This is a genomic window from Kribbella sp. NPDC003505, from assembly GCF_040610875.1.
In the GTDB taxonomy this organism is placed as follows: Bacteria; Actinomycetota; Actinomycetes; order Propionibacteriales; family Kribbellaceae; genus Kribbella.
The window spans coordinates 322,516-348,162 of record NZ_JBEXNA010000009.1 but is presented as its reverse complement, the minus strand read 5'-3'; the positions used below and the strand labels follow the sequence as shown (position 1 = coordinate 348,162).

The 25,647-nt window shown below is 70.9% G+C and carries 18 protein-coding genes; 7 read left to right on the top strand and 11 right to left on the bottom strand.

Annotation, left to right across the window (positions count from 1 at the left end; all coding sequences use genetic code 11):
• Nucleotides 1–2: 2 nt before the first annotated feature.
• The 5 genes from ABZX12_RS29730 to ABZX12_RS29710 all read right to left on the bottom strand — a co-directional run bounded on the left by ABZX12_RS29730 (nucleotide 3) and on the right by ABZX12_RS29710 (nucleotide 8,518).
• Nucleotides 3–2,711, bottom strand: coding sequence for an AbfB domain-containing protein (locus tag ABZX12_RS29730; RefSeq protein WP_355698472.1), 2,709 nt, complete (start codon nucleotides 2,709–2,711; stop codon nucleotides 3–5).
• A gap of 109 nt (nucleotides 2,712–2,820) precedes the next feature.
• Complete coding sequence (locus ABZX12_RS29725; RefSeq protein ID WP_355698470.1) at nucleotides 2,821–5,943, bottom strand: chromosome segregation ATPase; 3,123 nt, start codon at nucleotides 5,941–5,943, stop codon at nucleotides 2,821–2,823.
• Nucleotides 5,944–6,019: 76 nt separating this feature from the next.
• Complete coding sequence (locus tag ABZX12_RS29720; RefSeq protein WP_355698468.1) at nucleotides 6,020–6,688, bottom strand: hypothetical protein; 669 nt, start codon at nucleotides 6,686–6,688, stop codon at nucleotides 6,020–6,022.
• Nucleotides 6,681–7,331: a hypothetical protein gene (locus ABZX12_RS29715; protein ID WP_355698466.1), complete on the bottom strand. Its 651-nt coding sequence runs from the start codon at nucleotides 7,329–7,331 to the stop codon at nucleotides 6,681–6,683. Before ABZX12_RS29715 ends, ABZX12_RS29720 begins: the two co-directional genes overlap by 8 nt.
• Entirely contained in the window at nucleotides 7,328–8,518 is a 1,191-nt protein-coding gene (locus ABZX12_RS29710; RefSeq protein WP_355698464.1) for a hypothetical protein, read from the bottom strand. Before ABZX12_RS29710 ends, ABZX12_RS29715 begins: the two co-directional genes overlap by 4 nt.
• 273 nt (nucleotides 8,519–8,791) lie before the next feature.
• Between ABZX12_RS29710 and ABZX12_RS29705 the strand changes: the two genes are divergently transcribed.
• From ABZX12_RS29705 to ABZX12_RS29695, 3 genes are all read left to right on the top strand, one after another.
• Entirely contained in the window at nucleotides 8,792–9,586 is a 795-nt protein-coding gene (locus tag ABZX12_RS29705; protein WP_355698462.1) for an RNA methyltransferase, read from the top strand.
• A gap of 45 nt (nucleotides 9,587–9,631) precedes the next feature.
• Nucleotides 9,632–10,612, top strand: a complete 981-nt coding sequence (locus tag ABZX12_RS29700) for a GDSL-type esterase/lipase family protein (RefSeq protein ID WP_355698460.1) — start codon at nucleotides 9,632–9,634, stop codon at nucleotides 10,610–10,612.
• Nucleotides 10,613–10,744: 132 nt separating this feature from the next.
• Nucleotides 10,745–11,092: a DUF1801 domain-containing protein gene (locus ABZX12_RS29695; RefSeq protein WP_355698458.1), complete on the top strand. Its 348-nt coding sequence runs from the start codon at nucleotides 10,745–10,747 to the stop codon at nucleotides 11,090–11,092.
• 107 nt (nucleotides 11,093–11,199) lie between these two features.
• On the opposite strand, the gene ABZX12_RS29690 is transcribed toward ABZX12_RS29695, so the two are convergent.
• The gene (locus ABZX12_RS29690; RefSeq protein ID WP_355698456.1) at nucleotides 11,200–12,474 is read right to left on the bottom strand and encodes an SWIM zinc finger family protein; all 1,275 of its coding nucleotides are present in this window, start codon (nucleotides 12,472–12,474) and stop codon (nucleotides 11,200–11,202) included.
• Nucleotides 12,467–15,277 (bottom strand): DEAD/DEAH box helicase, encoded by a 2,811-nt coding sequence (locus ABZX12_RS29685; protein ID WP_355698454.1) that lies wholly within the window; start codon nucleotides 15,275–15,277, stop codon nucleotides 12,467–12,469. The genes ABZX12_RS29690 and ABZX12_RS29685 overlap by 8 nt, the downstream gene beginning before the upstream one ends.
• Before the next feature lie 102 nt (nucleotides 15,278–15,379).
• Between ABZX12_RS29685 and ABZX12_RS29680 the strand changes: the two genes are divergently transcribed.
• Complete coding sequence (locus ABZX12_RS29680; protein ID WP_355698452.1) at nucleotides 15,380–16,354, top strand: zinc-binding dehydrogenase; 975 nt, start codon at nucleotides 15,380–15,382, stop codon at nucleotides 16,352–16,354.
• Here the strand turns inward: ABZX12_RS29680 and ABZX12_RS29675 are convergent.
• Complete coding sequence (locus ABZX12_RS29675) at nucleotides 16,319–17,590, bottom strand: GGDEF domain-containing protein (protein WP_355698450.1); 1,272 nt, start codon at nucleotides 17,588–17,590, stop codon at nucleotides 16,319–16,321. The two genes, ABZX12_RS29680 and ABZX12_RS29675, sit on opposite strands and share 36 nt — an antisense overlap.
• Before the next feature lie 230 nt (nucleotides 17,591–17,820).
• On the opposite strand from ABZX12_RS29675, the gene ABZX12_RS29670 reads away from it, so the two are divergent.
• The 3 genes from ABZX12_RS29670 to ABZX12_RS29660 all read left to right on the top strand — a co-directional run bounded on the left by ABZX12_RS29670 (nucleotide 17,821) and on the right by ABZX12_RS29660 (nucleotide 21,733).
• Complete coding sequence (locus ABZX12_RS29670) at nucleotides 17,821–17,985, top strand: DEAD/DEAH box helicase (protein ID WP_355698449.1); 165 nt, start codon at nucleotides 17,821–17,823, stop codon at nucleotides 17,983–17,985.
• A 469-nt stretch (nucleotides 17,986–18,454) separates the two neighbouring features.
• Nucleotides 18,455–21,028 (top strand): MXAN_6230/SCO0854 family RING domain-containing protein, encoded by a 2,574-nt coding sequence (locus ABZX12_RS29665; protein ID WP_355698447.1) that lies wholly within the window; start codon nucleotides 18,455–18,457, stop codon nucleotides 21,026–21,028.
• Nucleotides 21,029–21,175: 147 nt separating this feature from the next.
• Nucleotides 21,176–21,733 carry a hypothetical protein gene (locus tag ABZX12_RS29660; protein ID WP_355698446.1) on the top strand — a complete coding sequence of 186 codons (558 nt, stop codon included), beginning with the start codon at nucleotides 21,176–21,178 and terminating at the stop codon, nucleotides 21,731–21,733.
• An 11-nt stretch (nucleotides 21,734–21,744) separates the two neighbouring features.
• Here ABZX12_RS29660 and ABZX12_RS29655 read toward each other — a convergent pair whose 3' ends face one another.
• Genes ABZX12_RS29655 through ABZX12_RS29645 form a run of 3 tightly spaced genes read right to left on the bottom strand, consistent with a single transcriptional unit; the run spans nucleotide 21,745 to nucleotide 25,596 of the window.
• A complete protein-coding gene (locus ABZX12_RS29655) occupies nucleotides 21,745–23,133 on the bottom strand; it encodes an ATP-binding protein (RefSeq protein ID WP_355698444.1) in 1,389 nt (462 codons plus the stop codon).
• A complete protein-coding gene (locus ABZX12_RS29650; RefSeq protein ID WP_355698443.1) occupies nucleotides 23,133–24,782 on the bottom strand; it encodes an FAD-dependent oxidoreductase in 1,650 nt (549 codons plus the stop codon). Before ABZX12_RS29650 ends, ABZX12_RS29655 begins: the two co-directional genes overlap by 1 nt.
• 55 nt (nucleotides 24,783–24,837) lie before the next feature.
• Nucleotides 24,838–25,596, bottom strand: coding sequence for a FadR/GntR family transcriptional regulator (locus tag ABZX12_RS29645; RefSeq protein WP_355698441.1), 759 nt, complete (start codon nucleotides 25,594–25,596; stop codon nucleotides 24,838–24,840).
• Between the last annotated feature and the right edge of the window lie 51 nt (nucleotides 25,597–25,647).

The window sequence follows — 25,647 nt, the reverse complement described above, 5'->3', positions numbered from 1 at the left end:
GGTCAGCCTCCGAGTCCGGGCTGGTCGGCCCACGTCGTGTCGGCGTCGTACGAGCCGCCGCCGTCCCACGCATTCCCGCCGCCGACGGTGGCGATGTAGACCAGCTCGCTCACGTGCCGGACGTAGTACGTCGGGTAGTTGATCGACTGCAGCGACACGTTGCCGGCACCGCCCGCGCGTGGAGGCTGCGCACAGAAGGTGGCGTCCTTGCGGAAGGTATCCGTCCCGTCGTTCGACGCCTTCTGCAGCCGGTAGTTGCTGTGCCGGAGGTACTGGCCGGGGAAGTTGACCGATTCGAGCGAGTAGCAACTGCTCTCCGCCAGGCCGGCGCGGATCACGAAGCTCGCGTCCTGCCGGTCCGTGAGCGACGAGCCGGCGGTGATCACGTCGGTCCGCGCCAGCCCGTCGCGATGCCGGAGCACGCGATCGGTGTACCCGGCCGTCGTCACACGGAACGTACGGACCTGGCCGATCGCGAGGTCCGAACCGCTGCGCCACCAGGCGGGGACGAGATTCCAGGTCGCGTCGTTGCGGTACGAGCCGCCGGTGTCGGTGTCCAGCCAGACCTCGGAGTTGCGGTGCCGGAGGTAGTACCCGGGCCGGGCGGCCGACTCCAGCGATGTACCGCCGCCGCTCAGCCCGGGGCGCGTGCAGAACGTCGCGTCCGCTGCGACCGGGTTGGCTTCCTTGTAGATCCGCAGATCGCGCTGGCGCAGGTACTGGCCGGGGTAGTTGCGGGACTCGAAGGAGTAGCAGCTGCTGTTGGACAGACCGGGCCGGACCCAGAACGTCGCGTCCTGCTTGAGCGTCTGGTTGCTGCCGGCATCGACCACCTCGGTGTTCGCGACGCCGTCGATGTGCCTGAGATAGCGGTTCGTGTACGTCGGGGTGGTGACCCGGAAGGAGACCAGCTTGCCGAGCGGAAGCATCGTGCCGTTGGCGGCGGCAAGCACCTGCTGATTCACCGCCCGCACCCGCGCGAAGTCCATCTTCCGCACCTGGCGGTCGTAGGTGTAGAACCCGTTGATCTCGTCCTCGACGTCGGTCGGCTCGGTGTAGACCGAACCGGACAGACCGGATCCGGTGATCAGATCCGGCAGCTGGCTCGTGATCTGCACGTACCTGGTCGTCAGCGCGTCGCTCGTGGGCAGCATCTCGTACGCGAAGCTGTTGCCACTCGGCCACTCGTGCCCGGCGACGTGCAGGCCGAGCCCGCCGTACTCACCGAGCTGCAGGACGCGCGTCGTCGACGGTGCCCGCGCGACGCCCGGCCCGACGTACATGTGGTCGTCGATGACGTCACCGTTGCCTGGATCCGGGTCGGAGTCGCAGCAGTTCGAGCCGGAGTTGTGGTTGACCAGGCGGCTCGGGTCGAGGCTCTTCACGAGGTCGGCGATCCGCCCGGCCTGGAACTCGCCCCAGCCTTCGTTGAACGGGATCCACTGCACGATCGACGTGATCTGCTTGTGGGTGTCGACCATCCGCCGCAGCTCGGACTCGTACCGCGCCTCGCCGGTTGTGGAAGCGTTGCGGCCCGCGACCAGCGACGGCATGTCCTGCCACACCATCAACCCGAGCTTGTCGGCCCAGTAGAACCAGCGAGCCGACTCGACCTTGATGTGCTTGCGGACCATGGTGAACCCGAGGGCCTTCTGCTGCTCGAGGTCGAACCGCAGCGCCTCATCGGTCGGGGCGGTGTAGAGACCGTCCGGCCAGAAGCCCTGGTCGAGGGTGCCGAGCGCGTAGACGAACTTGCCGTTGAGCGTCGGTCGCAGGAAGCCTCCGAGCATCGCCTTGCCGACCGAGCGCATGCCGAAGTACCCGCCGACGGAGTCGTTGCCCATCGTCACGCGCAGGTCGTACAGGAACGGGTCGTCGGGCGACCACAGGTGCGCGTTCGGTACGGCGATCCGGAACTGCGTGCCGCTGACGCCGTCGGCCTCGCCCACGACTTGACCGCCGGACAGCACCTGCGCGTGGACGGATTGCCCAAGCGACGAGCCTTGCACGGTGAGATCCAGCCCGCCCGCCGCGACGTTCGGGATCGTGTCGAGCCGGGTGATCCAGGTGGATTGCGTCGGCTCCAGCCAGACGGTCTGCCAGATCCCCGACGACGGCGTGTACCAGATGCCGCCGCGGTTCACGCGTTGCTTCCCGACCGGGATGTCCTCGGTGTCGACCGGTGCCCAGACGCCGACGACGATGTCGTTGCTGCCGGCCCGCAACGCCGACGTGATGTCGTACGAGAACGCGTCGTACCCGCCCTCGTGCGTGCCGAGCAGCGTGCCGTTCACCCAGACCTTCGACTGCCACATCACCGCACCGAAGTTGAGTTGCACGTGGCGTCCCGACCAGCTCGCCGGGAGGGTGAAGGTGCGTTTGTAGTACATCCGGTTCTCGTGGCGCTGGATCCCGGACAGCGCGGACTCGATGGGGTAGGGGACCAGCACCTCTTCGGGCAGCGTCCCGGTCGGCGGATTGTCCAGATCGCTGGTCGGTGCGAACTGCCAGACGCCGTTGAGGCTCTGCCACTCGGTCCGCGTCAACTGCGGCCGCGGGTACTCCGGGAGTGGGTCGGTCACCGACACCTGATTGGTCCACGGTGTCGTCAACGGCGGCGGCTTCGGGGCGAACACGCTCGCGGTGAGCGGTGTCAGAAGCACGGCGATGAGGCCGAGCAGCAGCGTGAGCAGGCGGAGTCGCGGCAGCATGTGGATCTCCCTGGGGCGGTAGGAAGAGAGCGCTCTCACCTGGTGAGTATGCGGACCCACGACCCGAGGTCAAGGCCTCGGGTGATTGTTTCTGTCGGAAATTGTCGGACTACGTGAGCGTCGGCGAGGCCAGCTCGAGGGTCGGCGTCGAACCGCGGTACGACGTCATCCACTCGCGGAGCAGCTCGACGCGGGCCGCGTTGTCCTCGTTGCCCTTCACCACCGGAGCCTGGTTGTACGGCATCGTGTCCGAGCTGCGCCGGAGCTTCACGTACAGCCGCGAGGAGGCGAGCGCGTAGCGCTCCATGTCGTCCTGGAGGGCGCCGATCACGGTGATGTTCCGGTCGCGGCCGATCTGCTCGAACAGCGCCACCGCCTCGCGCCGGTGCTGCGAGCCGAGGTTGCGGCCGAGCTCGTCGAGGATCAGCAGCAGCGGCCGGTCCGAACCGCCGGCGAGCGCGGCCGCGCACACCAGCTTCACCGCCTTCTCGTCCATCTGGGCGGTGTTGCCCTTGACGTTGAACGCGGAGAACGGGCCGCCCTCGGACCGGCGCCACTTCGGCGTCACGGTCCAGCGCCACGGCTTGTCCGGCTCGGCCGGCGGATCGGGCTCGGGGAACTCGAGCTTCGCGCCGTACCCGCCGTACTGCTGGTCGAGGCGGTCGAACTCCTGCGACACCAGGCGGAGTCGCGCCTTGATGCCGTCTGCGAGGGACGCGCGGTGTGCGCGGGCCGTGCTCTCGGCCTCGCCGAGCCCTTCGCGGGCGCGCTCGAGCGCGGCGTTCCGCTCGGCGCGCTGGCTGGCGATCTGCTGTTGCTGCAGGCTGTCGAACGTCTCGTGCTGGGCGAGATGGCTGCTCAGCGTCCGGTGCAGCGCCGGGACCAGGCCGACGCGGTCGCCGAGCGTGCCGTTCGTCCAGCCGTCCGGACCGTTGAGGATCTCCCACAGCTCGGTGGGGATCTCCTCGCGGGAGCGGGCGTTCGGGAAGCAGCGGCGGATGACGTCGTCCAGTTGCGTGCAGGCTTGGTGGTTCCAGTCGGCGGTCGTGCGGCGTTGCGCGTCGTCGGGCAGCCCGAGCAGGAACTCCTCCGCTTCGGCAGGCGTCCCGCCCCACGCCGTGGTCCGGGCGGTGAGATCGAGCGCGGTCTGCTCCTCGCGGAGCGCGAGCCGGCGGGCGGTGAACTCGTCGAGGATCCGGTCCTGGTCGCGGCGGGTCGCCTCGAGGTTCTTGAGCCGCTCGTCGCGGACGAGTTGCTGGCCGGCGGCGGCCTCGGCGGACTCCTTCGCCGCCTGCAGTTGCGGTGCGAGCGAGTCACGATCGGTCTCGTGCCGGTCGACCGTCTCGCGCAGCGCGAGGATCTGCTCCTGCACCGCTTCCGCGTCGGCGAGCGCGCGGGCAGCCGCCGTACGGCGCTCTGCCTGCTCGACCCGGGCCCGGGCCTGCTCGAGCGCCGCGGATGCTGCGGCGCGGGCCTCGACCGCGGCCTCGACGCGGCGCCGGGCCGCCTCGATCCGCGCCGTCCGGCCGGTGATCGGCTCGTCGAACTGCCCGACGGCGACGACACCGGCGACGTCGTCGATGTGGTCCTTGGTCGCGCGGTCGCCGATCGCGGCGAAGAACGCGTCCAGCGCGAACCGGTTGTCCGCGGACTTCGGTCCGCGCTTCCCGGACGGCTTCGCCCCAGGTCGGTTCGCCAGCACCAGGACGAATCCGGCGTACCCGGCGTCGGCCAGGGCGGTCGATGCGACCTGTGCGTCGGCGGCGTCGATGACGACCGCCTCCCGGTACGGCGCCAGGCGCGGCTCCCACTCGACGCGGTCGGACGCCGGCAGCTCGGTGATGTCGGTCAGCGCGCCGCACTCGATCCCGGCGTTCTCCAGGACTTGTTGCTGCGGCGCCGACACCGTCTGACCGCTCTCGGCTTCGCGGAGGTCGGCCGTCGCGTGCTCGACCGCGACGCGTGCCGCGTGGTCGCGGCCGATGTGCTCCTCGAGGATCTCGCGGGCCTCGGCCTGCTCCTCACCGGCCGCTGCCAGGTCGCGGCCGTCCGCCGAACGACCCGCCTCCAGCAGTCGCCGATGCTCCTGGCCGAGCCGCTCCAGCTGCTCCCGCACCGATCGCTGCGCCAGGTCGAGCTCTCGGTCGCGGGCGTCGAGCTTGTCGCGCTCCTGGCGGGTCAGCTGGACATCGCGGAGCAATCCCTCCTCGTTGCCGAAAGCATCGATCTCGGCGTCGACCGCTTCCTTCCGGGCCTCCTGCTCGGCGACCCGCTCGTCCAGAACCGCCAGCTCCTGCAGGATTTCGTCGTTGCGGGCGGAGCCGTCGATCAGGTGCCGCGCCGAGCGCGCCTGCCAGGACTCCTTCGCCGCGGCAAGTGCCTCGCGAGCGGCGGCGCGCTGCAGGATGCCTGCCTCGACGGTGGCCATCTCCTGCTCCCAGCGCTGCAGGTCGGCGGTCGCCTGCTTGGTCGCCTCGCGCTGGGTGTGCTCGGCCGAGCGGTGCGCCTGCTCCTGCTCGAGCTCGTGATCGAGCCCGGTGAGCGTCGCGATCGCGTTGAAGATGCGGGCCGGGCCGAGCTCGTTCAGCGGCTCGGCGAGCAGATTCGCCGTGGGGCTGGAGCGGACCGACGTCGACAGGAACGAGACGCAGCGCACCTGTCCGCCGTACAGCACCTGGGAGAGCTTGTTGGCGTGGAAGTCGGTGCGGCCGTTCGAGTGCGGGAGGGCGGCCCACAGCGCGTCGGCGCCGGCGGCACGCTCCGCCTCGGTCGCGCCGTACGGGATGTGCAGGCCTTGTTTCCAGCGCAGGTCGATGTACGACGCCTTGCGGTTGATGCGGATCCAGACGGTGACCGCGGCCGCCTCGATCTCGTCGAGGTCGGTCAGGTCCGGGTCGGAGAAGACGCCGACGATGTAGCCGCGGTCGACGTTCGACCAGTTGCCTTCCTGGCCGGCCGCTTCGGCGGTGAACAGCAGCTCGGCCGCGCCCGGAGCACCGCTGGTGAGACGCCACTGGTCGTCGGCGTGCAGCAGGCTGAGCGCGGCGATCCACGACGACTTGCCGGCGCCGTTGGAGTCGGTCGGGCCCTGACCGGCGACGGTGATCAGGCCGCGGCCGATCATCGGGATCGGGTGCGTCGACAGGCGCGACAGGTCGACGACCTGGACCCCCAGCAGCACCTTCGACCCCAGGATGTCGAACGGCCCGTCCTCAGCAGCAGCGAAGCTCATCCGCGTCCTCGCTTCGCTCCGGGCGCGGCTGAGGCACGGCGCGCGCTGTGTTGAATGATGAGCTCGCTGCGCTCGCTCATGCATCATCTCCCGTTGTAGTGCTGACTTCTGCTGGGACGCCGTTGCGGGCGCGGATGGCTTCGGCGATCGGGCTGGCCGGCGCGGCGGCCAGGATCAGCTGGTCCTGGAGGCGGCGGCGGGCGGCGGGTGTCAGGCGCTGCAGCTGCGGTCCCGGGATGTACGCCGGGCCGCCGGAGTGATCGCCGGACAGCTGGATCAGGCCCGCGGCGCGCAACCGCTGCAGGGCGAGGCGCCGCTCCTCGCCGCTGATCCTGGTGGTGCGCAGCTCGTCGACCGTGGTCGGTCGCGCGGACTTCCAGCTGTCGCCGGTCAGGATGCCTTCGCTGCGCGGGATCGCGACGGAGTGGATGAGCACGAGCACCAGCACCGCGCGGTCGACGACCGACAACGGCTGCCAGCCCTGTGCGGTCAGGCTGGCCGCGATGTCGTCGTCGTACCCGGCGGTCCAATGGGTGCCGTCGACGTGCACGAGGGTGCGGCCGATGAGCTTCAGCATGCGCTGCACCTGGCGGCGCAATGTGACGTCGCGCAGCCCGGCGAGCTGGACCTCGGCGACCGGGTGCGCCGCATACTGCACCGCGCTGAACGCGGCGAGCACCTCGTCACGGGAGCGATCACTGAGATCCTGCAGCAACGAATCGAACAACGCATGGTGCTCAGTCATCCGACACCTCCGGCTCCTGGCCGGCGTCGGTCTGTGCCGGGGCGGGATCCGGGAGGGACTCGGCGGGCGGGGGTGTGGTGGCTGAGTGGGTGGACAGGACTGCCGGTGGCGGGTCTGGTAGGTGGCGGCAGAGGTCTCGGAGGGTCGCTAGGTCGGCGGGGGTCCAGGTGATGACGCGGGGGCCCAGGCGGACCTCGGCGGCCTTGTCGTTCCAGAGCAGCCAGTGGGTGGCGTGCAGGCGGCGGAGGCTGCCGATGATCAGGGTCAGGTCGCTCGACTGCTCGGGGCGGCCGCGCATCCCGGCATACACGGCGCGGATCTGCGCGAGGGTGCCGGTCTCACCGGGCCACGCGGGTGCGCTGCGATCGGTCCAGCAGCAGGCGACGCAGATCGCGAGGATGCGGGCCGTCTCGTTCGGCTGCTCGACGGCGACCGGGGGAGCGCCGAGCTCCTCGAGGACACCGTGCCCCGCACCCGAGGGCAGCGTCGGCACCAGCCAGACGGTCGACCCGTCCGGGGACGCCGCGCGGGTGAGGCCCGCGACGGCTGGCGTGTCCGGATCCACCTCGAGCGGCCCCGCCGACTGCACCTTCGCCCACCACAGCGCGTTGAACAGCCGCCGCTCGACGGCCTCCGTGCTCAACGGGACACCCGGCGGAAGGTGCCCTCGGTGGCCCAGGGAGTGCCGGCGCCGGGGTCGATACGCATGCCGTCGGACCAGACGAGCTCGTAGTCGAGCTCGTCGTGCAGGTGCGCCGCGGTCAGCTCGGCGAGCACCCGGCGGGCGGTGATCCAGTCGCCCGCCTCGTCGATCACCTCGACGATGTCGACGGCCGGCCGGCCGGCGAGCACTCGCTCTGCCTCGGCCCGGAGGTCCTCGCGGTCGGTCGCGGCCGCGGACTCCGGCGCGTCCACGTCCCCGGTCGGGCGCGGCGGCGCCATCCGCGCGCTGCCGCTGCGGCGGCCGGTCTCGACCGCCTCGACCATCGTCTGCGCGGAGAAGTCCGGCGCCGCGGCGTCGAACAACAACCCGTCGAGCACGGCGGCCAGCGCGTCGGGCTCGCTGCCGCGGGTGAATGTCAGCCAGGTCTCGATGGGCAGTAGGCCGAGCGCCCGCGTCGTACCCGCTCGCTCGACCAGGCGGCCGGCGGCGAGCTGCACGGCGTCGGCATACGCCGCCAGGGCCATCCGCAGGGAGGTGCAGTCCCGGTGCAGCGACGGCCAGCGGTCCAGGACCAGCCGGTGCACCTTCTCGGCCTGCTCGATCAGCCGCTCGTTGCCCCAGGCGAGCTGGGCGTTCTCCCGGAGCTGGGCGGTGGTGCTGGTCGAGACCAGGATCGCGAGCTCGTTGCCGAGCAGGCGGAAGACCTTGGTCAGCCGGCCGATGGAGGCCTGGCCGTCGTCCGCGGTCGCCTGCGGGTCGCTGACGCTGTGCGCCTCGAGGGTGAGCAGCTGGTGCAGCTCGGCCTGGCCGCCCTGGACGGACATCCGGCGCAGGAACATCAGCATCACGTACGGCGCGAAGGCGGCGCGGTGGCGCAACTCGTTCGGCCGGTCGACGAGTTTGGTGATCGCGCCGTACTGCCGGAGGAGGTCGAAGCGGCGGACGATCACGTCGTGCGGATACGCCCGGCAGGCGAGGGTGGCCTGCTCCACGGTCAGCCCGTCGCTGCCGGCCTCGGCGAACGCGTCGAGGATCGCCTGGTCCACGTCGAGCAGGTCCGGGTCGACGATCATCGCGCCGGCCTCACGGGCGAGCACGGCGAACACCTGACGGTAGACCCGCAGCACAGCCGCCTCGGCCTCGGCGTCGAGCAGCGTCGCGTCCATCCGCACTCCCTCCCGTGTGATAGCGCGGCCATCGGAGAAAAGGACTCTAACCACCCGCACCGACAGACCAAAACTCACCCGCCAGCGGCCTGTGGAAAACCGGATGACGGCGGATCCGCGGCTGCCTACCATCCGATACGTGATGAGAATCCTTGGCTGACGCGGTCGGGAAGGCCGCGTCAGTACCACGGCACCCCTCGCGGTGTCGCCCCGCCGGAGCGGGCCCACGGGCCCCCGGCGCGCTTGCTGATTCTCTCCGTACGGAGCCCGCACATGACTGTGCACCCTTTTGTCCGCTCTATCGGCGCGCAACACCCCCGTGTCCGTGACCTGCTCACGCTGCGCAAGGACGGTTCGCCGGGTCAGATCATGGTCGAAGGCACCTGGGAACACGACCGCCTGCTGACCACGAACGCCACTATCGAGACCTTCTTCTGGTGCCCGGAGGCCGGGGCGACCGATGTCGACCGGATCGCCGAGCGCGCCACCGAGGTGTACCGCATCTCGGAGAAGCTGCTCACCCGCCTGTCCCGCAAGACCCGCTCGGACGGCCTGATCTCGATCGCCCGGCTCCCACAATGGCAACCGCAGACACTCCGGTTCACCAGCCGATCGCTCGTCCTGGTCGCAGACGGGGTCGAGTACGCCGGCAACCTCGGCACCCTGATCCGTACGGCGGACGCCGCCAACGCGGACTGCCTCGTCCTCACCAGCCGCCGCGCACGGCCCACCCATCCCGCCGTGTACTCGGCGAGCCGCGGCACCGTCCTCTCGACGCCGATCGTCGAATTCGACGACATCCCGGCCGCGGCCGCCTGGCTGCGCAGCCACCGGTTCCGCGTGCACCTCGCGGACCCGGCCGCGACGGGCACCTACCGGGTCCCGCGGTACGACGGCCCGACCGCGTTCGTCGTCGGCTCGGAAGGGTCGGGACTGTCGCGGGCGTGGCACGACGAGGGGTTCGACGCGGTGTCGATCCCGATGCTCGGCCAGGCGGACTCGCTGAACGTCGCGCTGTCGGCGGGGATCCTGCTGTTCGAGGCACGGGCTCGGAAGGAAGGCTGGTGACCGGCCGGGCAGAATGGCACCGCAACCGAGCAGAAGGAGCTTGTCGTGCCGTTCGAGCCAGGCGAGGTCGTCGCCCCGTCCGATCCGCGCATCGTCCTGGAGGGACAGTGGGGACACCAGCCCGGCGTCGCGATCACGGTCAACTCCGGATCGCGGATCTCGTTCTCGTACGCCGGTGAGCGGCTGCAGTTGCTGTTCGACACCGACGGGCTGACGGTCGCACCGCACCTGTGGATCACGGTCGACGACGGCGAGCCGCGGCTGCACGTGATCGAGGAGCCGGTCGTCGAGGTCGAGGCGCCCGACGGCCGGCACCGGGTCGAGGTCGTGGTCAAGGACGTGAACGAGCACGTCAACCGGTGGAACCCGCCGTTCGAGTGTGCGGTCGTGTTCGCCGGCCTGGTGCTGGACGTGAAGTCGCGGCTGCGGCTCAGCGGCCGGCCGGGCGGTCCGCGGCTGGAGTTCTACGGCGACTCGATCACGCAGGGCGTGCGGTCGCTGAGCGAGCACCCGGAGTCCGAGGGCGCCGACGGTACGACGTCGTACGCGTATCTCACCGCGCGGGCGTTCGGCGCCACGGCGTACCAGGTCGGATTCGGCAGCCAGGGGATCAGCAAGCCGGGCAACGGCCAGGTGCCGGCCGGGATCGACTCGTTCGGGTGGAACTTCGCCGGCTCGCCGGCCGAGCGGGTCGAGCCGTCCGACGTGATCGTGGTCAACCTCGGCGTGAACGACCCGACGCTGGAGATCGAGGAGTACGCGGACTACGTACGCCGGGTGCGCGCGGCGTACCCGGCGGCGACGATCGTGGCGCTCACCCCGTTCAGCGGGAAGCACGCGGAGACGATCCAGGCCGCGGTGAAGACGGTCGACGACCCGGACCTGGTCTTTGTCGACTCCACCGGCTGGATCACCGAGGACGACTGCACCGATCTCGTCCACCCCACGGTCGCCGGCCACGCCAAGATCGCCGGCCACCTGGTCACGGCCCTCGAAGAAAACACGTCCCTTCGCCGCCCCACCTAGCCTCCCGAGGCGGGGGTTGGTGTCTCGGGACCGGAACTGGTATCCGGAGACCTGAAATAGCAGGTATCAACCCACCAGTTGTGGTCGTAGCCCATCAAGGCCACGCCCGGGGGGTGGGGGCACGATGGTGGGATGGGTACGGGGTTCGGGAGCGTGGACGAGTACATCGCGTCGTTCCCGGCCGAGGTGCGGGCGGCGCTGGAGGAGGTACGGCGTACCGTTCACGCGGCGGTGCCTGGTGCTGGGGAGAAGATCAGCTACCAGATCCCGACGATCACCTTCGACGGCAAGTCGCTGCTCTACTTCAGCGGCTGGAAGGCGCACATCGCGATCTACCCGGTCCCGCCGGTCGACGATGACCTGAGCGCAGCCCTCGATCCGTACCGCTCCGGCAAGGGCACGCTGAAGTTCCCGCTTGCCAAGCCCATCCCGTACAACCTCATCTCCCGCCTCGCCAAGGCCTTCGTCGAGGCCCGCTAGCCCCGCCGAGTCGTGGCGATCGGTCGACACCCGCTCCCACGAGTCGTGGATCCTGGCTCCTGTTCGCGACCGAATCTCACGACTCGACGATCGGGCGGACGTAGGTCCTAAACGAGGTCCTGAGGGTCTGGTGTTGGTGGGCGGGTCAGGGTCCAGTCGTTGAAGCTTTTGTCGAAGCGGTACCAGAGGTTGTCCTTGCCGAGGCGGAGTTGAAGTTTGCCGGCAGTGACTCGGTTGGCTTCGACGGTGGCGTTCGGGAGGGCAGCCACCGCATCGGTCAGGGAGTCGGGGTCGACGTCGTGCGGGGCGTCGGCGGTGACGGCCAGGCCGCCGCGGCCGGCGTGGCGCCAGGCGGTGGCCCACGCGGTGAGTTGCCGGGCCGAGATACCGGCGCGGTGCGCGAGGTCGGCGAGGTCCGGCGTACCGAGAAGGTCCGCGGCTCGCCGCGCGAGATCCTGCTCATACGACAAATCGAGCTCGGCGTCGCCCGAAGCCAGCTCCCAGGCCCTACGAGCCGCGTCGGTGGCCAGCGCGACCAGATCACGGACGTCGACGCCGGAGGACCTCGGCGGATCGAGTACCTTGACCGCGACCGGGACGCCGGGCGCGTGAAGCGGCCGTGGCGGAGCGGGCACCGGCACCACACCAGCGGCGGCTGAGAACGCAGCGATCGCAGGGATGCCGGCCGGCGGCGGAGTGCGCGGCGCGACCACAGCGCTCCCACCCCGACGGGACCGGAGCGTCTCCAGCAGCTCGTCCTTGCGCCGCCCGCGCAGCAGGAGCAAGGCGAACGGGTCGTCGTCGAGCGCATCGGCCACCAGATAGCAGACCGCCGCGGAATGCTTGCACGGTACGGCGAAGTCCGGGCAGCTGCAGTTCGTCAGGACCTCGCCCGCGCCCGGCAGGAGATCCAGCCCGGCCGCCCGGACGTCGTCCACGACCTCCGGCGGCAACTCGCCGTCGAGCAGCGCCGCGACCCGCCCGATCTGCGCCGAGACGATCCCGAGCACGGCGTCCCACTCGTCGGCGGAGAAGGCACGGATCCGGACGGTCACCTGGTACGGCGTGACGCGGCTGCCCTGCACCATGGCCTCGACCTCGCCCGCGCTGACGGTCAGCTCGAGCACACTGCCACGCCGCGCATACGACCGGCCCCGCGACAGTCGGCCCGGATCGAGCCGGGCCCGCTGCTCCAGCGCCTCCAACCAGGCGCGCCCCCACCACGTCGCGCCGAACGACCGCCGGCTCCCCGGCCCCTTGGCAGCCGGCAACCCCGCATCCTCGCGGCTCCGCCACCACGCCGGCCCCGTCGCAGCCGACTGCCCTGTGCCCTCGGTCTGCCGAGCGCGGCGTTGCCACGGCATCCGCTCGTCGTCAGGCATCGGATTTCCCAACGGCAGAGGGGTTGTAGGCACTCGCCGCCCCGGAACGCACCGGCCCTGTCGACAACTCGACCAGCTCGGTCAGCTCCGCGTCGGACAGCTCGCTCAGCCACGCCTCACCCGAGCCGACGACGGCGTCCGCGAGATCCCGCTTCGCGTTGATCACCGTGGCGATCCGGTCCTCGAGCGTGTTCTCGGTGACGAGGCGATGCACCTGCACCGGCTGGTCCTGGCCGATCCGGTACGCCCGGTCCGTCGCCTGGTCCTCGACGGCCGGATTCCACCACCGGTCGTAGTGCACGACATGCGTGGCCCGCGTCAGCGTCAGCCCGACCCCGCCGGCCTTCAGCGACAGCAGGAACACCGGAGCCTCGCCGGACTGGAACTGCGTGACCATCTCCTCGCGCTTGCGCACCCCGATGCCTCCGTGCAGGAACAGCGTCTTGACCTGCCGCGCCGCGAGATGCGCCTCGATCAGCCGGCACATCTCGACGTACTGGCTGAAGATCAGCACTGACTCGCCCTCGGCCAGGATCACGTCGAGCAACTCGTCCAGCGCCGCGAGCTTGCCGGAGCGGCGCTCCAGCGGGCCCGGCTCGTGCAGGAACTGCGCCGGATGGTTGCACACCTGCTTCAGCTGCGTGAGCAGACTCAGCACGAGCCCGCGCCGCGCGATGCCCTCCGCCTCCTCGATCTTCGCCAGCGTCTCCTTCGCGACGGCCTGGTACAGCGTGGCCTGCTCGGTGGTCAGCGGGACGACGACGTCGTGCTCGGTCTTCTGCGGCAGCTCGGGAGCGATCCCCGGATCGCTCTTGCGCCGCCGGAGCAGGAACGGGCGGGTCACCCGCGCGAGCCGGGCGGTCGCCTCCTCGTCGTGGAACCGCTCGACCGGTACGGCGACGTCGTGGCGGAACCGGTCGAGCGTGCCGAGCAGGCCCGGCGCCGACCAGTCGAGGATCGACCACAGCTCGGACAGCCGGTTCTCCACCGGCGTCCCGGTCAGCGCGATCCGGGTTGCCGACGGCAGCGTTCGCAGGGCACGGGCGGTGCGGGACAACGGGTTCTTCGCGTGTTGTGCCTCGTCGGCGACGGCCAGGCCCCACGCGATCTCACCGAGCACCCGGTGGTCCTGGCGCACCACGCCGTACGTCGTGAGCACGACCTCGTCCGGGGCGAGGTCGCTCAGGTTTCTGCCAGAGCCGTGGTAGCGGCGCGTGGGTACGTCGGGGGCGAACCGCTCGAACTCGCGCTCCCAGGTGCCGAGCAGTGTCGACGGGCAGACGACCAGGGTCGGTCCGCGTCCTGCCAGCTGCAGGTGCAGCGCGATGACCTGGATGGTCTTGCCGAGGCCCATGTCGTCGGCGAGGCAGCCGCCGAGGCCGAGGTTGGCCAGCTGCGCCATCCAGGCGACGCCGCGGCGCTGGTAGTCGCGAAGTGTCGCGCGCAGCCCGGCGGGCTCGGCGAGCGATGCCGGCTCCTCGGTCGCGCGCAGCCGGCCGAGCATCGCGGCCAGCGACCCGTCGGCGTCGAACGGGACGAGCTCGCCGTCCACGTCGATGGTCCCGGTGAGCGCGGCGCCGAGCGCTTCGGCGCCGGTGAGCTTGCGCGCGGTGCCGCTGCGGAGCCGGCGGACGACGTCGTGGTCGACCCGGATCCAGCGGCCGCGCATCCGGATCATCGGGCGCTTGGCCTCGGCGAGTGCGGCGACCTCGGCCTCGGTCAGGTCCTCGCCGTCGAGAGTGGGGCGCCAGCGGAAGGCGACCAGTTCGGTCAGGCTGAAATCGGGGCCGGTGACGGCGCCGGGGGTCGGCGTGGCGACAGTGGCGCGGACGGCCAGCTCGCCGGCGAAGAGCTCGGTCGGCCAGAGCACCTCGATGCCGGCGGCCTCCAGCGCCGTGCTGCCTTCGGCGAGCTCCTCGAGCGCGGCGTCGTCGATCGGAACCTCTTCGGGCGCGGCATCCCGCAGCGCGGAACCGAGCGGCGGCCAGACCCGCGCACCGCGGCGGAGAGCGAGCAGGAGATCGGTCTCGGCGCGCTCACCGAGGGCGGTGAGGACGGCGGCGGGTGCGTTCCACAGGTCCGCGACGTCGACGAGCAGGCTCGGGTCGACTCCGCTCCGCACCTGCAGAACCGCCCGGAAGTCGAGCGCGTCGGCGGAGTCGGGCGGCTCGATGCGGAGGACGAGGCGGGTGCCGGCCGCTTCGGCCAGGGCGGTCTCATCCAGCCAACTCGTCGCTCCGGGCAGGGCTGTCGGCTCGAGAGCCGCGAACGGCGCGGCGCCGGAGCGCGTGGCGACAGCCGCCGCGGGAGTGCGGACAAGCGTGTCCGCCAGCGCGTCCCAGAACGCACGGATCAGCGGCTCCGGCTCGCGCAGCCGCACGGGGCGGGTGCCATCGATCGGCAGGGCATGACCGTACGCCGGCATGGCGGCGCCCAGGTTCCGCAACCAGGCGCGGTCGATCGGGTCCAGCGGTGCCACCCGCCACGCGCCGTACCCCTCCGGGCTGTGGTCCGGCACCAACCGCCCCCGCCCGATCAGCACCAGTCCCGCAAGCCCCGCCGCCCGCCACGCTGCCCAGCTCCCCGTCGCGTCGCGGTCGGAGTCCGGCGCGGTCAGCCGGGCCAGCACCTCTTCCATCGACAGCAACCGGGCCGGGACGCTCCTGCGGCGGACGGTGGTGCCGCGGGGGAGGACGACGTCGACGGTGCCGTCAGCCGTCTCGCCCGAGCCGGCCAGGTCGCCGTACAACGCCAGCCGGCCCGCGCGCGGCGGGTCGGCGGGCACGAAGACGGCGTCGAACATGCCCTGCACAGTACGCCGGACCACCGACAAGTCCGACTTGACCTGAACTCTGGTTGAGGTTGCACGCTCGGAAGCTCCCGACGACAAACCGGAGAGGTGGATATGCGTGCAGCAGTGGTGACCAGGTTCGGCGGTCCGGACGTGATCGAGACCCGTGAGGTCCCGGATCCCGAGCCCGCGGCCGGGCAGGTGCTCGTCGAGGTCGCGATCGCGGACGTGATCTTCGTCGAGACCGCGATCCGGCGGGGCACGTACGGCGAGTTCTTCGACGTACGAACGCCGTACGTGCCGGGCTCCAATCTCGGCGGACAGGTGCGCGCGGTCGGTCCCGGCGTGCAGGCGGACTGGATCGGCAAGACCGTCGTCGGTCGCGGCGTCGCCTTCGGTGCGCACGCCGAACTCGCCCTGACCGCGACCGATTTGGTCGAGGTGCCGCCCGAGCTCGACCTGCCGACCGCGGTCGCGGTGTACGGCGACGGCTTCACGGCTCTCATGCTCGAGGAACTCGCGCCGCCGATGGCGGGCCACGACGTCCTGATCACCGCATCCGCCGGCGGTATGGGTCTGCTCCTGATCCAGCTTGCGCACCAGGCCGGAGCCCGTGTCGTCGCGGCCGCCCGCGGCGACGAGAAGCTGGAGCTCAGCCGGGCGCAGGGCGCCGACATCCTGCTCGACTACAGCAGGCCGGGCTGGGAGAAGTCAGTGCTCGAGGCAACGAACGGACGCGCTGCCGGCATCGTGTTCGAAGGCGCCGGCGGCGAGCTCGGTGCGGCCGCGTTCAGTGTGGTCGCCGACGGCGGCTGGTTCTCCGCCCACGGCGCGCCGAGCGGCGGGTTCGCGGCGTACGACCCGGCCGAGGCCGAGCGTCGCGGCATCACCGTGAAGGGCATCACGGACCTTCGCGCCGACTCCACGACGACGGCCGTCACGGGCGCCGACGTGATCGCCCGGGCGGCGGCCGGCGATCTCCGGCCGGTCATCGACCAGGTGTACGACCTCGACCACGTGGCCGACGCGCACCGGGCGCTCGAGAACCGCACGCTACGGGGTAAGGCGCTGATCAGTCTCCGGGGCTGACTCCTGCTCAGGAGTCTTGTCCGCCTCGAGAGCGGGGTGGTCTGCAGGCTGGTTCGGGCGGGCGACGACGATCTGGTTCCGCCCGGACCGCTTGGCCGTGAGCAGGGCGTCGTCGGCGGCCAGGATCAGTTGGTCCATCGTGCTCGCGACCTCCGGGTACACAGCCGCGCCGAACGAGGCCGGCACGCCGTCGAGCGTCGTCGTGCCCCCGTCCGTCGTGCTGACCGCGACCGTGAGGCCCACCAGGCGTTCCCTGATCCGCTCCGCGATCTCCAGCACCTCGGACTCGAACGCACCCGGCAGCAGCACCGCCAGCTCGTCTCCACCCACCCGCGCGACCAGATCGCCGTTCCGCACCTCCGCACGGATCGCCTCACCAGCAGCGCGCAGCGCCTCGTCGCCGGCCGGGTGCCCGTAGGTGTCGTTGATCTCCTTGAACTTGTCCAGGTCCAGCATCAGCAGACCGACCGTGCTGCGCAGTGTGTCCGCACGGGCGAGCTCCGCGGGCACCGCGCTCGCCCAGTACGACGAGGTGGCCAGGCCGGTCTTGTTGTCGATGCCGGCGGCCCGCTGGTACTGCGGGAGCAGCAGGTCCCTGTGCAGCGCCAGCACCGTCACCATCAGCACCGGGACGACCCACGGGTACGACGTCTGGACCGCGGCGATCGCGATTCCGAGACCCAGACCGGCGCACACGACCAACTGGTTGGAGAGGTCCCCGAGCGCCTCACGCGCGGTGGCCTCCGGACTGGAGAGCAGGATCGCGCCGATCACCAGCGCGTAGTTCACCAGCCACCAGGTCGCGGCCGCGGCCAGCACCACCAGCAGCGACCAGAATCCGGTCGGCAGCCGAGGCGCCTCCAGCAGGCCGCCGGCCCGCAGCACGGCGGCCGACGCGGCGCTAGCCAGGATGTACGTCGCCGTCGAGAAGACCTTGCGGTGCGCGACGGTGCGTCCGTACACCCGGAACCAGGAGTACGTGTACGAGAGCACCACCAGCGGGATGACCAGCGACAGCGGCATCAGCAGCAGCGCCGCGAAGATCCACAAGCACTTCAGGTTGGTGTGCGGTGAGGTGTTCGCGGCCATCTCGCGTCGGCGCTCGATTCCGCGGGCACACTCCAGGTGCAGCGTCGAGGCCACCGCCAGGACGGCGAACGCCACCCACTCCGAATGCGTGACCCCGGAATTCGGTCCGGCGGCCGTGCTCCGGACCGCGAGTGTGGTAATCGTCACCGCAATCACATCAATCGCGATCACATAAGCCAATGCGGTCCTGGGGAGCGACCAGAGCTTCCATTGCCTGGGTGGCAACCCGTTGCTCCGACCGATCAGAATCATCATCAGCCTCACAAAGCGGTAGATCTGAGCGGTTATGTGTTCATAGTAACGACCTGTTCACGTCAGGTCACCCCGGTGTCCCGGGTATTCCACCAGTTGGTCAGCATCGAGAAGGGTCGAAAACCATGCAGATCCCAGCGCACTCCGTCCGTACCGCCCGTACCGGCAACGACTGGTTCACCGGCGGCAACGATTGGTTCGACGGTGGCAACGATTGGTTCACCGGCGGTAACGACTGGTTCTCCGGCGCGGGTAACGACTGGTTCTCCGGTGGCGGCAACGACTGGTGACCGGCGGTATTTCTTAACGCATTTCTTACATTCCGGAGAAGTCATTCACGAGTTGCATCCCGACGCCTCGTGAATTGGACCTTACCGTGATTTTCGCGTGGGTCTCGGCGTTCACGTTCCGTGGCACGCCGCCTGCCGTCGGTGACCGGCGCGGCGCATCAGTGCCAGTTCACTGCCGAATCGGGGACCCGGTGGCGCGCGATTTGGGTGAACGTTCTACTCTGGAGATCTCCGGTAGCGGGGTCTGGGCGGGGCGGCCCCGACCCTGCTACCGGAGCTCTTCTTTGTGGGCCCGGCGAGCGCGCCGAAACTGTCGGTGGCGCCCGGTAGCGTTCTCGGTGCCAGGGGCGGCTCCTGGACGTGCTTCCTTCTCCTTCACCAGGCCAAGTAGCGCGTCCGCTCTCCGCCCCTGGCACCGTCCTGACGGACGCACACACCGCACACACCGTGCTCACCGGGGGAGTCGCGCATGCCGGAGCCATCAGGAGACCCGCGGGCGGCCGTCCTGCTGCGCCGCCGTCGGCTCGTCGACGCCACCGCCCTCACCCCGCCGGTCCGGCGCTCCGCCTGGCAGTGGCTGCGCCGGCCGCTCACGATCCAGGCGGGCCTGTCCGCGCTCCAGGCCGACCTGATCCAGCGCGGATTCCTGCTCTCGGTCGGCCTGTACCGGTACTGTGCGTCGCTGTCGGCGCCCGCACTGGCGGGGTTCGGCAGTGCGCTCCTCGACCTGCTCGACGCCGAGTCAGGCGCCGACGTCAACCACACCCCGCTGTTCCGAGGCTTTCCCGAGACCGTTGCGGGCAACACCGAGACCTTCTACGTGAACCGGGTCTTCGCTCAGCTGCTGCAGGAGCCGGAGCAGCCGTGCGTGCTCTGCGGTGACATGGCCTCCGTGCACGCGGTGGCCCCCTGCGCGCACCTGGTCTGCCGCACCTGTTGGGACGGCACCGACCTCAGCGCCTGTCCACTCTGCCTGCGGCGCATCGACCCTGGCGATCCGTTCCTCAAGCCGACGCCCGCCGAGGAGCCGCCGGCGCATGTCCGTTCGGATCGTCTGCGGCTGCTCTCCCTGGCCACGGCCGACTCGGTGCGCCGGACGGTCGAGGTCCTGCTGGCACGACGGGCTCCCTTGTCGGCCGCGGACCGGGCCGATCTGCTGGTGCTGCTCGACGGGGCCAGCCCGGCTTGGATCCCCGAGGACATCCCGGTCCGCGAGACCCGGGCGCTGGTCATCGCGCACTTCCTCGCGGACGAGCCGACGTTGATCGATCGCGCCGGCACCGCGACCGACGTCCTGCGACTGGTGTACGCGCTGATGGACGCCGACCCGGGATTGCGGACGCCGCCGGCCCGGCGCCGGTCGTTGCCACGGGCAACTCGACGGCTCGTGCTGCAGCGTCTGGACCGGCTGCCCGTCGAGACGCTCGTTGAGGACATGCTCCGCCACGAGCGCGCCTGGAAGCGGATCGGGGAGAACCTGCATCCGTTCGAGTTCGCGACCCGCTTCCCGGTCGCCGCGCTGGCCTTCGCGGTCCTGCGGCGGACCGTCCTGGATCTCGGGACCGCAGCCGGCCGGGCGGTGGCGGGTGCGGCCGCCCGGCATCCGTTGGTGCGCGTGGAGGACCGGCGGCTCGTGATGAGCACGTTCGCCGCACGCGTCGAGGGTGCTCTCGCCCAAGGGCGGCCGGAGCAGGCGCTCGATCTGCTGATGCAGCGTCCCGGCGAGCTGGTGCGCCGTCTGCTGCACCTCGCGCGCGCCCTTCCGCAGCAGCATCACCCGGTCCTCGTCGACGCCCTCATGACCGCGGTGTCGGACGTTTCGCCGGCCGTTCTGACGGCGGCCCTCGGCCAGGTCCGGACGCCGCCCGGTGAGCTGCGGTTGTTCTTCCCCCGCGGCGGGGCGGCCCGGATCTGGACGGCGGTCGACGACCGGGAGCCGTTGCCGAGCGCGCTCGCCGGCGAGCTGTCCACGGTGCTGACCGGCGAAATGTTGCGTCGGGCAGCCGGTTTGCCGCGCTGGCGGCGGGCGTTCCTGGACGAGGAGCTGGCCCGGCTGGCCGCGCCCGGTTCGGAGCGGAGCGCGTCGTCGAGCCTGCTGCGGATGACGCGGGGCAGTGCGGTGCCGATCCCGCAGGACCAGCTGCTGCGGTTGTTCCTGCACTGGGTCGAGCCGCGCGGCCGGCGGATCGATCTCGACCTGTCGGTGGCGGTCTTCGACGAGGAGTGGGCGTTCGCCGGGCTGTGCGACTACACCCGCCTGCGCTTCGACGAGGATGCCCTGGTGCATTCCGGCGACCTGACGTCGGCGCCCGGCCCGGACGGTTCGACGGAGTTCGTCGACATCGACCTGCGCGCGGTGCGCCGGGTCGGCGGCCGCTACCTGTTGCCGGTCGTGTTCAGCTACAACGACGTACCGTTCGAGGAGCTGGAGCGCGGGTTCGTCGGCGTCCTCCGGCAGCCGAATGCGCTGTTCGACCCGGCGGCGGTCGAGGAGCGGTTCGACCTGGCCGGTCCGGCGAAGATCCTGCTGCCGTTCGGCGTCGACCTGCACACCAAGGAGCTCCGCTGGTACGACGTGAACCTCGGCGCGGCCGGCTACGGCCACAACATCGCGCGGTACGGCGGCCATCTCGGGCTGATGGCGGCGACGATGGAGGAGGTCCACGGCGCAGGCGACCGGGTCAGCCTGTGGGAGATCTGCTGCTGGCACGCGGCCGCGCGGACCGACGAGATCGCGGTCCGGTGCGCCGACGGCTCGGTCGTCGGCTACGTCCGCGGCGCGGCAGAGGAGCCGGCGGCGTTCGCACGGCGGGTCACGCTGCGGCTGGAGCCGGACCGGAGCTGGGACTCCGACGCCGCGAAACGCGCCGACTTCGTGGCCGTGCTGACCGGTGACGTCACGCCGCGCGCGGGCGCGGAAGTGTATGCCTTGCACCCGCGTCTCCTCGACGGTGCGAGCCTGTCGCTCATCGACGCGCCGCACCTGCTGACCGGCCTGGCCCCCGACTCCCGCGCCCGCGCCGGCCTCGAAGCCACTCCCTGACCTGCGCCCGGGCGTGCCCGGGCGTGCCCGGGAGGAGCCTAAGAGGAGCCTGAGAGGAGTTTGACAATTCCGTGACGGACGCGCGGCCGGTGCTTTGGCCCGGTCCCGTGCAGGAGTACAACGGAATTGACGCGAAGGGAGCCACGCATGACGTACGACGTGGTTGTGCTCATCGAGCGGGAGATGAGCGAGGGCGACGCGCGCCGCGTTGCCGCCCTGCACGCAAAGCGTGAGGAACCCGTGGAGTACCACCTGCTCGTCTCCAGCCACCCCGAGCGCGGGTTCGGCGGTCCGATGGCCCTGCTGGGCTCGTCGTTCGCGGACGTGGCCGGTCTGACCGGCTCGGCGTCGGTGGTCGGCTCGGCGACCGGACCGTCGGCGCGGATCAGTCCGCCGGCGGCGCCGCCGGGCCCGGGGCGAACACCGACGGCGGTGCTCGCGGACCCGGCCGTCGATCTCGCCTCGGTGATCGAGCACAGCTCCCGGCAGCTCCGGGCGGCCAGCGGCTACCCGGTGCACGTCTCCATCACGCACGGCGAAGTGCTGCTCGCGCTGATGCAGATGGTGAAGGCCACGGGCTGCCAAGAGGTCGTGGTCGTCGCCTGGCCGGAGACCGCGGCGGCGTTCCTGTGCTCCGACTGGATCACGAAGGCCCGCAAACTCCTGAAGGTTCCCCGGGTCCGTCTCCTCGAGCACGACACGTAAGTCCGGGCAGGTCAGCCGGCCGGTTGTCTGGGCAGTCTGACCTGCAGTGTCGTCTCGCCTGGTCGTGAGGTGATGCCGATCGTGCCGCCGTGGTGTTCGGCGACGATCCGCTGGGCGATATCGAGGCCCAGACCGGTGCCCTTGCCGACGTCCTTGGTCGTGTAGAACGGCTCGAACGCGCGGGCCGCGACCTCCGGCGGCATCCCGGGCCCGGTGTCGGTGAACTCCACCACGACCCGGTCGCCGTCCGTCCTGGTCGTGATCCGCAACGTGCCGGCGCCCTCCATCGCGTCGACGGCGTTGTCGATCAGGTTGGTCCACACCTGGTTCAGCTCACCGGCGTACGCGTCGATCCGGGGTACGTCGGCGCCGTACGCGCGGATCAGCTCGACGCCGTCGCGGAGCTTGTGGCCGAGCATCACCAGCGTGCTCTCGATGCCTTCGGTCACGTCGATCGTCTGGATCGAGCCGCGGTCCATCTGCGAGTACGAGCGGACCGCGGCGACCAGCTCGCTGATCCGCCGCGTCGATTCCTTGACCTCGCCGAGGAGCGTCGTGGCCGCCAGCGTGCTGGCGACCCATTCGAGACCGGGCCCGAGGGCGTCGCCGAGGACGCCGGCCGCGCGCTCGCACCAGTCCACGCTCGCGCCGGCCGCGGCGAGCGGCGGCGCGATGAACCAGGATCGGTCGACGCCGCGGTCGTCGAGCCAGTCCGCGATCGTGTTCTCGTGGTCGGCGAGATCCACCGGATCCGGCGCCGCCGCCGTCGCCGTGCCGAGCTCGAGCCGCAGTTCGTCGAGCGCACTGAACTGAGCGGCGGTGGCCTCGCCTTCCGCCAGACCGCGCAGCGCCGACAGCAGCGTGACGCATGCCGTGTCGAGTGCGCTGACCGAGCGTGCCGCGGCCGCGGCGGGATTGTTGATCTCGTGCGCCAGTCCGGCGGCCAGCGTGCCGAGCGTGATCAGCGACTCCCGCTGCCGCGCGGTCGACTCGATCGCCCGGGCGGTCCCGTACACGCCTTTGATCAGGTGCCCGGCGAGCGGGAACCAGGCGTCGATCCGCTCGCGCAGCAGCTCGGCGGGCACCCGCAGGACGCGTCCTTCGGCCAGACCGCGGCCGCTGGCGAGGTAGAGACCGTGCTCGTCCCAGGCCCGGAACCCGCCGGCCCAGCGGCCCGGGACGTCCATCTTGCCCATCACGGTGTCCTCGCGGCCGATCTTGCGGTGCAGCGTGATCGCCCCGTCGACGAGCACCCACCAGTAGTCGGCGGGTTCGCCCTCGTGGAACAGGTCGGCGCCGCGGTCGATCGGCACCTCGGTGCTGCCCTCGATCAGCTCCTCGAGTTGCGCGTCGGTCAGCCCCGCGAAGAGCGGGATGTCGCGCAGGTCGGCCGCGTCCATCAGACGGTCGCAAGGAAGCGGTGGACGAGGTAGATCGACATGGCGCCTTCGCCGACCGCGGACGCCACGCGTTTCATCGAGTCGAGCCGGACGTCGCCGGCCGCGAACACACCGGGCACGCTCGTCTCGAGCGCGTACGGCGGCCTCGGCAGCGCCCACCGGTTCAGCGCGATCAGGTCCGGACCGGTCACCACGAACCCTTTGGCGTCGCGGACCACGGAGTCGCCGAGCCAGTCGGTCCGCGGGATCGCGCCGGCGAAGATGAACAGCCAGCTCGCGGCGACCTCCTCGACGCGGCCGGACCGGCGATCGGCGAGCGTCAGCGCCTCGAGGTGGCCGTCGCCGCGGCAACCGACGACCTCGGTTCGGCACCGGACCTCGATGGTCGGGGCCTGGCTGATCTTGTCGACGAGGTACCGCGACATCGAGGTCTCGAGCGTCTCGCCGCGGACCAGGAGCACGACGCGTTTCGCGTACCGGGCCAGGTTCAGCGCCGCCTGTCCGGCCGAGTTGGCCGCGCCGACGATGTACACCTCGTCGTCCTGGACCTGGTTGGCCTCGCTCGCGGTCGCGCCGTAGTACACGCCGCGGCCGGTGAGGTCGCCGAGGCCGTCCACGTCGAGGCTGCGGTACGAGACGCCGGTCGCGACGATCAGCGCGCGGGCCTCGATCTCACCGGACCCCTCGAGCAGGACGGCGTGCACCGGGCCGCGGGACTCCAGGCCGACGACGGACCGGGCGAGCACCATCTCGGCGCCGAAGCGGGACGCCTGGGCGACGGCCCGCTGGGCGAGGTCCGAGCCGGTGAGTCCGCGCGGGAAGCCGAGGTAGTTCTCGATCGCGGCGCTCAGCCCGGCCTGCCCGCCGGGCGCCTCGCGCTCGACGATCACCGTGCTGAGGCCTTCGGACGCCGCGTAGACGCCGGCCGCGAGTCCGGCCGGGCCGCCGCCGACGATGCACACGTCGTACAGCGGTTGCTCGGCGCGGGTCCGCAGGCCGAGGGCCGAGGCGAGGTCAAGAGTGGTCGGGCAGCGCAGGGTGTCGCCCTCGGGGATCAGGACCAGCGGGAGTTCGTGGTCGGCGGCGTCGGCCAACTCCCGCAGCCGCTGCCCTTCGGCGTCGCGCTCGACGTCGTACCAGCGGTACGGGACGTGGTTGCGGGCGAGGAACGTCTTGATGTCGTGAGCCCGGTCCGACCAACGGTTGCCGACCACGCGGACGTCGGAGGTGTGCTCGGGGTTGGCGTGCTGCCAGTCGCCGAGCAGGTCGTCGACGACCGGGAACAACTGGTCCTCGGGCGGATCCCAGGGTTTCAGCAGGTAGTAGTCGAGGCCGATCTCGTTGATCGCGCGGATCGCCACATCGGTGTCCGCGTAGGCGGTGAGCAGCAGGTACTTCGCGCTCGGCGCGTACTCGCGGGCGCGTTCGAGCAGCTCGATCCCGGTCATCCCGGGCATCCGCTGGTCGGTCGCGATCAGCGCGATCGGCTGGTTGCGCAGCGCCAGCTTGGTCAGCGCGGCGAGCGCCTGGTCGCCCGAGGTCGCGCGGACGACCAGATAGTCGTCGCCGTAGCGGCGGCGCAGGTCCCGGGAGATGGCGGCCGAGACCATCGGATCGTCGTCGACGGTGAGAATCGCGGGTTTGCTCACGCTCGTGCCCCCCACAGCAGTGAACCGACTCCCGACAGAATGACACGGGAATCCGTCAATCTTCTATGAGCGCCCGCAACGTTTCCTGTTCGGAGTCGGGCACATACCCGGCGTAGTAGTCGAACATGTTCTGCCGGGCCAGCCGGGCGGCGGCGTGGCCGTTGCCGGCCCGGATCGCGTCCACCACCTCGGCGTGGTGGTGCAGCGACTCGAGCATCAGCGCGCGGCTGTTCGGCGCGTGGGCGATCTTGTCGGAGATCAGTCCGAGGACGACGCCGCGGACGACGTCGTTGCAGGTCTGGATCAGCGAGTTCCGGCTGATCCGCGCGATCAGCTCGTGGAAGGCGAGGTCGGCCTCGCTGAACGCGTCGAAGTCGACGTCGATCGCGTCCCGCATCGCGACCAGGGTCGCCTCGAGCTCGTCCAGCTGCTCCGGGGTCCGCAGCCGGGAGGCGACCTGGATCGCGGCACCGTCCATGATCATCCGGAAGCCGAGCAGCTCGCTCAGGCTCAGCTCGTCGACCCGGGCCAGCCGGGCCACCTGCTTGCGCAGCGCGGACGAGGAGAACGGCAGGATCTCCGGGCCGTTCGGATCGCCGGGCCGGGAGCGGACCACGCCGTTGCTCTCCAGCACCCGCAGCGCCTCGCGGACCGTCGACCGGCTGACCGCGAACTGCGCGACCAGCTCCCGCTCGCTCGGCAGCCGCTGACCGGGGGTCAGGTCACCGCGGGCCAGCGCGTCCTCGATCTGCTCGACGATCCGCTGATAGGCGCGCACCGGTTGCACGGGCTGGAACCGCGGACTCTTTGTCATCCGGCACACCCCCAGTCGCTTGACAGGCACCTGAGCAGAGGACAAACCTAG

Coding starts and splice junctions, on each gene's coding strand:
- ABZX12_RS29725 (WP_355698470.1), bottom strand. CDS start 5,943: ATGAGCTTCGCTGCTGCTGAGGACGGGCCGTTCGACATCCTGGGGTCG.
- ABZX12_RS29680 (WP_355698452.1), top strand. CDS start 15,380: ATGCGTGCAGCAGTGGTGACCAGGTTCGGCGGTCCGGACGTGATCGAG.
- ABZX12_RS29670 (WP_355698449.1), top strand. CDS start 17,821: ATGCAGATCCCAGCGCACTCCGTCCGTACCGCCCGTACCGGCAACGAC.
- ABZX12_RS29645 (WP_355698441.1), bottom strand. CDS start 25,596: ATGACAAAGAGTCCGCGGTTCCAGCCCGTGCAACCGGTGCGCGCCTAT.
- ABZX12_RS29685 (WP_355698454.1), bottom strand. CDS start 15,277: ATGTTCGACGCCGTCTTCGTGCCCGCCGACCCGCCGCGCGCGGGCCGG.
- ABZX12_RS29695 (WP_355698458.1), top strand. CDS start 10,745: ATGGGTACGGGGTTCGGGAGCGTGGACGAGTACATCGCGTCGTTCCCG.
- ABZX12_RS29660 (WP_355698446.1), top strand. CDS start 21,176: ATGACGTACGACGTGGTTGTGCTCATCGAGCGGGAGATGAGCGAGGGC.
- ABZX12_RS29705 (WP_355698462.1), top strand. CDS start 8,792: ATGACTGTGCACCCTTTTGTCCGCTCTATCGGCGCGCAACACCCCCGT.
- ABZX12_RS29655 (WP_355698444.1), bottom strand. CDS start 23,133: ATGGACGCGGCCGACCTGCGCGACATCCCGCTCTTCGCGGGGCTGACC.
- ABZX12_RS29665 (WP_355698447.1), top strand. CDS start 18,455: ATGCCGGAGCCATCAGGAGACCCGCGGGCGGCCGTCCTGCTGCGCCGC.
- ABZX12_RS29720 (WP_355698468.1), bottom strand. CDS start 6,688: ATGACTGAGCACCATGCGTTGTTCGATTCGTTGCTGCAGGATCTCAGT.
- ABZX12_RS29690 (WP_355698456.1), bottom strand. CDS start 12,474: ATGCCTGACGACGAGCGGATGCCGTGGCAACGCCGCGCTCGGCAGACC.
- ABZX12_RS29730 (WP_355698472.1), bottom strand. CDS start 2,711: ATGCTGCCGCGACTCCGCCTGCTCACGCTGCTGCTCGGCCTCATCGCC.
- ABZX12_RS29710 (WP_355698464.1), bottom strand. CDS start 8,518: ATGGACGCGACGCTGCTCGACGCCGAGGCCGAGGCGGCTGTGCTGCGG.